The 7,666-nt window shown below is 33.9% G+C and carries 7 protein-coding genes; 1 reads left to right on the forward strand and 6 read right to left on the reverse strand.

Features of this window, described 5'->3' with window-relative positions:
- The 3 genes from MKL33_RS00005 to MKL33_RS00015 all read right to left on the reverse strand — a co-directional run.
- Positions 1-842 (reverse strand): BapA/Bap/LapF family prefix-like domain-containing protein (locus MKL33_RS00005; RefSeq protein WP_270906250.1); only part of this gene is annotated, 842 nt, incomplete at its 3' end.
- A 35-nt stretch (positions 843-877) separates the two neighbouring features.
- Positions 878-1,723 (reverse strand): OmpA family protein, encoded by an 846-nt coding sequence (locus MKL33_RS00010; RefSeq protein WP_130119573.1) that lies wholly within the window; start codon positions 1,721-1,723, stop codon positions 878-880.
- Positions 1,724-2,181: 458 nt separating this feature from the next.
- Complete coding sequence (locus tag MKL33_RS00015) at positions 2,182-3,000, reverse strand: hypothetical protein (protein ID WP_001120776.1); 819 nt, start codon at positions 2,998-3,000, stop codon at positions 2,182-2,184.
- Positions 3,001-3,496: 496 nt separating this feature from the next.
- Between MKL33_RS00015 and MKL33_RS00020 the strand changes: the two genes are divergently transcribed.
- Complete coding sequence (locus MKL33_RS00020; protein WP_130119572.1) at positions 3,497-3,853, forward strand: IS630 transposase-related protein; 357 nt, start codon at positions 3,497-3,499, stop codon at positions 3,851-3,853.
- An 8-nt stretch (positions 3,854-3,861) separates the two neighbouring features.
- Here MKL33_RS00020 and MKL33_RS00025 read toward each other — a convergent pair whose 3' ends face one another.
- From MKL33_RS00025 to MKL33_RS00035, 3 genes are all read right to left on the reverse strand, one after another.
- Positions 3,862-4,686, reverse strand: coding sequence for a DUF6502 family protein (locus MKL33_RS00025; protein ID WP_130119571.1), 825 nt, complete (start codon positions 4,684-4,686; stop codon positions 3,862-3,864).
- Positions 4,687-5,113: 427 nt separating this feature from the next.
- Positions 5,114-5,944, reverse strand: a complete 831-nt coding sequence (locus MKL33_RS00030; protein WP_130173298.1) for an OmpA family protein — start codon at positions 5,942-5,944, stop codon at positions 5,114-5,116.
- Between the two features lie 102 nt (positions 5,945-6,046).
- On the reverse strand, positions 6,047-7,666 hold a 1,620-nt coding region (locus MKL33_RS00035; protein ID WP_270906251.1), incomplete at its 5' end, for a YadA-like family protein.

The raw sequence follows: 7,666 nt of genomic DNA on the forward strand, positions 1-7,666 counted from the left end.
TGCTCAAGTGGATTACCTGCCTGGTCTTGACCGGTAATCGTCAAGATCACTTCACTACCCGGTGCAACATCTGTGGTACCGCCTGTGATATGACCTTGGTTATCCACATCAACTGTAATGGTGCCATCAACCCGGTCTAGACCGTCTTGACCTGACAGATTGTCTTCAGCTTTTACAACATTACCATTTTGATCTACAACCTCAGACTCTACCTTCAAATCCCCATCAGCAAAGTCATTTGGCACTTCTACTGTATAGCTACCATCAGGATTAACAGTAGTTTCAATTTCCCGGCTAATTAAATTGCCATCTTTATCTTCACCCGTAATGGTAACATTCACTTTACTACCATCAGGAATATTTTCAGTCTTACCCGTTATAAGCCCACTACTTGCAACTTGGATACTATTCGTACCATTAGGTGTACTTGGTGAATTATCATCATCATTATGGGTGGCAGCAATTACACCCCCAACAGCACCCAGACCAGCTAACCAAGGTAAAAGGCTAACAAGTTGACTCCCTGCTTCTGGTAGTAATACTTCTAACCCAGGAATATCTTTAAAGTCAGAAACCCCATCAAACCAATAAAGAACACATCCATCTTCTTCAAATACTAAATCAGAAATTACTTCATCATAAGCAGTAAAGAAATTTTCAATAACTATTACTTCTCCATTTTTCAATTTAAGTAATAAGTTATTACCGTCACGGATAAATTCCTCAACATCGTCACGATGCATTTTCGTATGAACGATTGATGCTTCTGTTAAAGTAATCTGATTGGAATTAACTATTGATTTCTCTAATGAATCTTTTTCTATTACAATAAAATTAGTCATATTTCACCTAAAATTCTTATTCCATAAATTGGTAATTACTTAGAAATCCCAGTAATTTCGACAGTTACACGACGATCTGGTTGCAAGCAGGCTTTTAAGGCTTCTTGTGATTTAGCGTTAGGACATCCATCAGTTACAGGTTGAGTTTCTCCCATGCTTGCTGTACTGATAACGCTATCAGCCACCCCATTTTGGATTAGAAGATTCCGTACTGTATCCGCCCGGCTTTGCGCCAGCTTTTGGTTATAATTGTGATTGCCTAATCGGTCTGTATGACCAATCAACTTAATTGCACTTACCGAAACATATCCATGCGAAATTTTAGAAGCTAAATCCATTACTTCTTGACGCCCTTTTGGCAGCAAGTCATTAAGTGTAGAACCATCAAATTTGAATAAAGTATCTGCTGATAATTGGATTACTGAAGTGTGTTCAATAGTTGGAGTTTCTTCTTTTTTTGAGCAAACAAGTTCTTTTCCATTATTTAAAATATAAGGTTTGCCATTCTTATCTATGGAAAGGGTCAAATTATTGTCGGATAACTGATTGGTTTGAAGGTCTACATCACATGATTGACACTCTTGAGAAGTACAATTTTTAACTTTGAAATTGTAAATTTCAGGCTTCAAACGGTACTGCGCTGCATTATTAATATAGAAGCTACCCGATTGAATGTTGTCTATATAGAAATTAATAGGACAGTTTTGCTTTTCCGGAGCATCTTCTGCACATAATTTATCATCTCGTTTTACGTTTATTACTTGAGTCTTATCGTTGCCCCCTTCTTGAAACCGTAAACCTGTAGGCTGGGAATAATTGTTGGCTGCACAGGCAGACAGTCCAATTGACACAGCTATTACTAACAATCGCAATTTATACATATAGCATTCCCTAAACGTTAAAAGTAAAAACCATTGTTATCTCTATATTTGTGAAGCAGTTCTCATATATGCAAAGTGAAGTTATCAAATTCACATCATGATTTATGTGCATTTTACACATTTTTATTTTATTTCAAACTATGCTTTTTATATTAAAAATGAAAATAGTTTCAAAAAAATTCTCTTACAAATTTAAATATTTAATATTTAATATTTTTTTTAATTTATTTTTTTAATAAAAAATTGTTATTTTTTATCTACAACTAATTATGTGCATTTTTAACATAGAAAATTTGTGACTGCGTGACTTTAAGCTCAGTAGCGTCTTATGCGGATAAAGTAAATAATTTCTATAAGAGAATAAGAGATAAAAAAAGCCATACTGAAGTAGATGGCTTAGATGAAGAGCGGTTTGAAAGAAAAAATTAAGTTAAATTTAGTCTACTTTAAATTTAAACTTATAAATCAAACCCACCGAAGATTGGGGGCTCTTCTGTCGTACTATCATCATTGTTTGAGTTTCCTTCCGACGAGTTAGAACCATTTTCTTGTTCAGATGTTTGTGGAGGAGCTCCATCTTTACTTGATGGATAATCATCCATTAATAATATTGTACTTAGCGCAGCACAATGAGTTCTTAGGCTCTCATTATCATCATCGTACATTGTTGGATATAATTGTTTAGAATATTGTGAAGTATAACTTGCAGTCCAATTCTGCAAGATATTAGGTAAATTAAAAGTATAGTAATATGTTTTTTCTTCATTGGGTTGATAAGTATTAACAGTTTCATCATTTAAACAATAATTTGTTTCTGTTTCTTTTTCTGTTTTAGAACCCGTTAATTGTATAGCAGCTTTACAACTGTTGATGTACTCATAGATCGGTTCTGATGTCGTATTTTTCACAATGACTTGTAATTTATACCTTACCTTCAATCCACTATTTATTCCCAAAAGATCCATCCGATCCCCCATTTTCATAGGGATAAATGGAGCATAGTGTCTAACAAATTGAATTGTTCGCTCTACACCGCCACAATATTGTGTTACAGGATTTGGATAAGCAACAGCATACTCACCATCATCTTCCATTTGATTAGAACCTGGATTTGGTCGAGGATTAGTAACAGGGTTTTCGGTGCCAACCGTCATTTCACCTGTGCCAGTCCCCCCTAAAGTCACTCCAACATTAAATCCGCCGTCCTCTCCAGTACAACCCGAGAGCATAAACAAACCTACAGATACTAATGGTAATGTAAGACGCGAATGAGGCATATGAGTTATCTCAATAAACGTTGTAAGAACTAAAAACAGAAAATTCCTTTAAACCTGTTTTTTTCATGAAATATTTTATAGGAAACTTAAATACTTGGTATTATTCAATCACTATAAAATTTAAATTTTATAAAATTCAATTAGCTAACAATAATCTAGGCATTCAGAAATAAATATATTCTTTTACAATTGGATGATGTCTGGAACTCCTCTCTTATTAAAAGCTAATATAATTTAACAATAAACATACTTTTTGACAAACAAAAATGTGCAATTAAATCATTTTTTATAAAAAAAATTATATAAAGGGAAGTTAAAATTTAAAAAAAATAATAATATGTGCAATATGTACATATTTTTTAAATAATGGTACATTTCCTTTGAGTGACTCTACGTAAAGGAGATAGGACTGTAACATTTGAATAGAAAAAATTACGATAGCTCAAACAGTAGGTTTTTATTAAACATTTGACACTAGGGAAATGAGTTAAATTCTATGCGTGCGTATTCTTTAGACTTTCGCCAGAATGTAATGGCTGCTTACAAACAAACGCAACATAAGACAAAAGTCTGTAAACAGTTTAAGATTGCCAGATCAACACTGGATGAATGGATTGCTCTTGAAGAAACAACACAAGATTTAAAACCACTACCACTTACTCGTACTGGTAGACCCTTTTCTATTTATGACTTAAAAAGCTTTGAAGATTTTGTAAAATCTACACCCTTCTCTAAAATCAGAGAATTAATAGACCCTTTTGAACATAGATTTGGTTATAAAGTCTCATATTCTATTCTTTGGAGAGGCTTAAAAAAAATTGGATGGAAAAATAAATTTAAAAGTCGAGAGTGAGTCAATATTTATTTATCATATTGGAAAATACCCAGACGAAACTGTTTATTCGCATCAGTCGATCTTTCATCATTTTTACAATATTCTATTGCCGAAGAAAGTACAGCCTTAGACATCAAATTCCACATATCAAGACTTAATTTTTTAAGCTTTTCTACAGATTCAGGACTTAACTCGTCTGCAAAAATAGCTTGTTCTAAAAAATTGGTTTTTTGCGTTAGATTACTAATTCCGGCTGCAAGATGATCTGAAATATTTTGAGTAAATAGTTGCTTACTTTCATCCATGTGTGGATCTGGAGTAAAACTGGAATTCTGCAAAATAATTTGATCATTTTCTTCTATGACTAACCCCAATCGTTTAAGTTCGAGTAATATTGATTTTGGATGCTTTTCAGAAGATATCTGCTTAACCAAACCCTCAAAACTTGGTTCCTCCCCATTAAAAGGAATTTGGGTTGGCAGTTTTTGGCCTATCCACAAACCTATTACACGAGCAGGTACACTAATAGGTAATTGCTGATTAAACTGATTAATTAATCTATATTCACCATAGGTCTGACAAAAACTTCTGACATCACGTCGCCCTAAACCAGATAATAAGCTAACAGCAGAGTCTGTCTTTTTTTGTTTGATAGCGTCTAGCTCTTTAATGGCTTCATTATAAAATACCGACTTTAGTGCAGTTGAAAACTCATTGTAACCAATACCAGTTTTAATAAGCCAACGAACTAACTCAGGCATAATACTGATAGCATGTTCTAATGTCGTTTCAGTGTCATGAGACAACATCATGTCTTTAGAAGTTACCAAAGCCGATGTCTCTTTACCCATGCATACTCCAGTGTGAGATGAAATAGACTTCCCCAATTCAATAGTAGTTAGAAAGTTAAAAATCATTTTAATTTAATAAAATTATACTTTTTCAGCCTAATAAATTGTAGGCTTTTTTTTAAAAAAATGTAGGCTTTTTTTTATAAACTAACGAATTACTTCGTACACTTTGTTCATTCTCTACAAGCTGTGTTGATGTTAAAAAGGGAACAATTAAGTTTCTTATGAAACTAAGATATATCTAAAAAGATAAAAGAACCAATATTCAAAGAAAGCAAATTATTATAAAATTTTAAATAAAAACAAAAATTTATATCAAAAAAATATTTTGATTATCAATAACAATTTGAAAATTTAATTATGAAAAAAATAGGCTTATTCTTGATTCAATCTGAATAAGCCTTTTATAGAAATAATATATGAAATTTTACTCAATGATACCATCAACATCTATTACTACACGCCTGTTGGGCTCTAGGCATTTCACTAATAGATTTCTTGAAAGACCATCTGCACAGTGTTTTACAGGATCCTGCTCGCCTAGACCTTGCGCAATAAGAACTTGGGCATTGATTTGACTATTCAAAAAATATTGTTTTATCGTTTCTGCTCTTTTTTGAGATAAAGTTAAGTTATAAGCCTCCTGTCCTAAGTAATCTGTATATCCCAAAATCCGAATTGTTCTAATTTCATTAAATTTATGAAGTTCTGTAACCAAACGATCTAAATCCTCTCTTCCTTTTAGATTTATATGATTCAGATCACTTTTATCAAAAGCAAATAATGCATCTGCACCTAGTGTATAACGTTTGATTGATACTTGCTGTTTAGGCTCTTCTTTCTTTGGTGGATTGAATGATGGAGGACAAGCAGCATTCTCAGGATGAATCGGATTCCAATAGAAACTGCTTGCAATCATATTTTGATCAAATAAAACCTTATATTGGCAAGTGGTTATACCATTTTCACCTTTGCCAGGTGTATTAAAGTGAAATAAATAATTCCATTCTCTTGGTCTCCACCCATCATCATATTGTGGTCGTCCAATTAGTTCATATAACTGATCTTTTGTCATACCTGAACGAATTTGGCTTAAGCTTTGTAAATTTGGAAATGTTCCTAACTCCTTATTAAAAATAACATCATTAGCTTTATGCCATTTAGGATTGTCAGTCGTCCCCTCTTTTGTAATTAACGTACCAGTTGAACATCCACTAAAAATTCCCACTGCTAAACACATAATAAATAAATTTTTCATATCTTAATTCCCGTATAAATTTTGTATTCGATAATTTAAATTTAAGTAGTCTTTATATTAGACACACTGAAATATTCAATGTATCTAATAATCACTAAAGGCTTACCATTGGATACCTGCGCCTACAGTTCCTCCAAAATCACCACGAGAATTACCACTGCCAGACATTTTAAAAACCCATTTTCCATTATCTGAAATCGATGATATACCTATTGCGTAACCAGATTCACCTCGGTACGTACCACCGCTGATTGCCATCATACTTTTACCTGGAATGTAAGCTTGTGGTAATCCAGCAGTTGCCATTGCTTGAGCAATACCTCCATTGGCATGATCTTCTAAATCATCGATACGTTTATTCGTTGTATAGAATGCTTGTTCTAATTGATTACTTACATTAGCGACTTGTTGATCTAAAGAATTCAGTGCATCTCCCACATTATTGTAAGAGCCTCCACCCACATTATAAGTAGGGCCTGTATTGGTTTCATAATTGGCACCACCACCTAAGTAGTTATAAATATTGGTGTTGCTCGCATGTAACTGAGACCCATTAATCGCATCTTTCGATGTAGAGTTAATTGTGCCATCCGCTACATTTGTAACTTTACTGCCACCAGCATTTATACCCGTTTGATCAATAGTAATATTTCCTACAGAAACTTTATTTGTGGTAACCGAACCAGAAGTAACGGTATCAAACTTAACATCTTTATTGGTTGCCACTTGATAATTCGTACTACCATCAGCATTTTTAGTACTTGAAACAGTAATATTCTCCCCAGACGATACAGTTGTTTTAGCAGCTGTTGCAGCTGCATTTGCATTTTGAGCAACTTGTTTTAATTGATCTTCAGTAGCAGCTTGCCCAGAAACAATATTGTTAGGATTCCAAGTCGTATTTGTTAATCCATTAACTGTACCAGCTTCGCCATTAACAGTAACTTTTCCAGCCGAAATATTGCCTTTTTCACCATCAATATGAACATCTCCAACCTGAATTGTTCCAATATTGCCATCAATTGAAACCGCTTTATCTCCTGTACCAATTTTAATCTGATCAGCCAAACTCACTTTAATGTTATTACCAGAATTCGTTACTAATACACCATTATCAGAGCTACCATTAATATTCACTGTTTGACCTGGTTTTACTGTGCTTGTCGCATTCGAACCTGAATCAGTACTTACATTCCAACCTTGGTTTGCATTTGCAACCTGATCATTTACATATTTAATTGCATCATCAATGTTATTCTGTCCAGTGCCACCAATATTGCTCCAGTTAATCTGGTTATTACTATAAAGAGCATTACCGCCAAACAGTTGAGTCAAGTTATTAGCAAAGCCAAAAAGCTGACTACCATTGATCGCATCTTTAGAATCTGCACTAATAATTCCCTCCGCAACATCAGTTACTTTTTTATCGCCTGCACTAATACCATCTTTCGTTAAGCTTGGCCCATTGGCAATAACAATACCATCCGTTGAAATTGTGGTATCACCAACTGTAACCTTATTAAAATCAACCTCATCGGCTGTCGCAACAGTGTATATATTTTGCCCATCTACGCCAGTGCTTGAAATAACAGTAATATTTTTCCCTTGTTCAACCTCTGTTCTGGATGCTGCTGTTGCCTGGTCTACATAGGTTTTATTGGTAATATGGTTTCCTTCAGTAATTGGACCTGTGTAGTAGCTGCCTCCATTATTCACCGTAAA

This window comes from Acinetobacter sp. AOR43_HL (genome assembly GCF_027854635.1).
Lineage (GTDB): Bacteria > Pseudomonadota > Gammaproteobacteria > Pseudomonadales > Moraxellaceae > Acinetobacter > Acinetobacter pittii.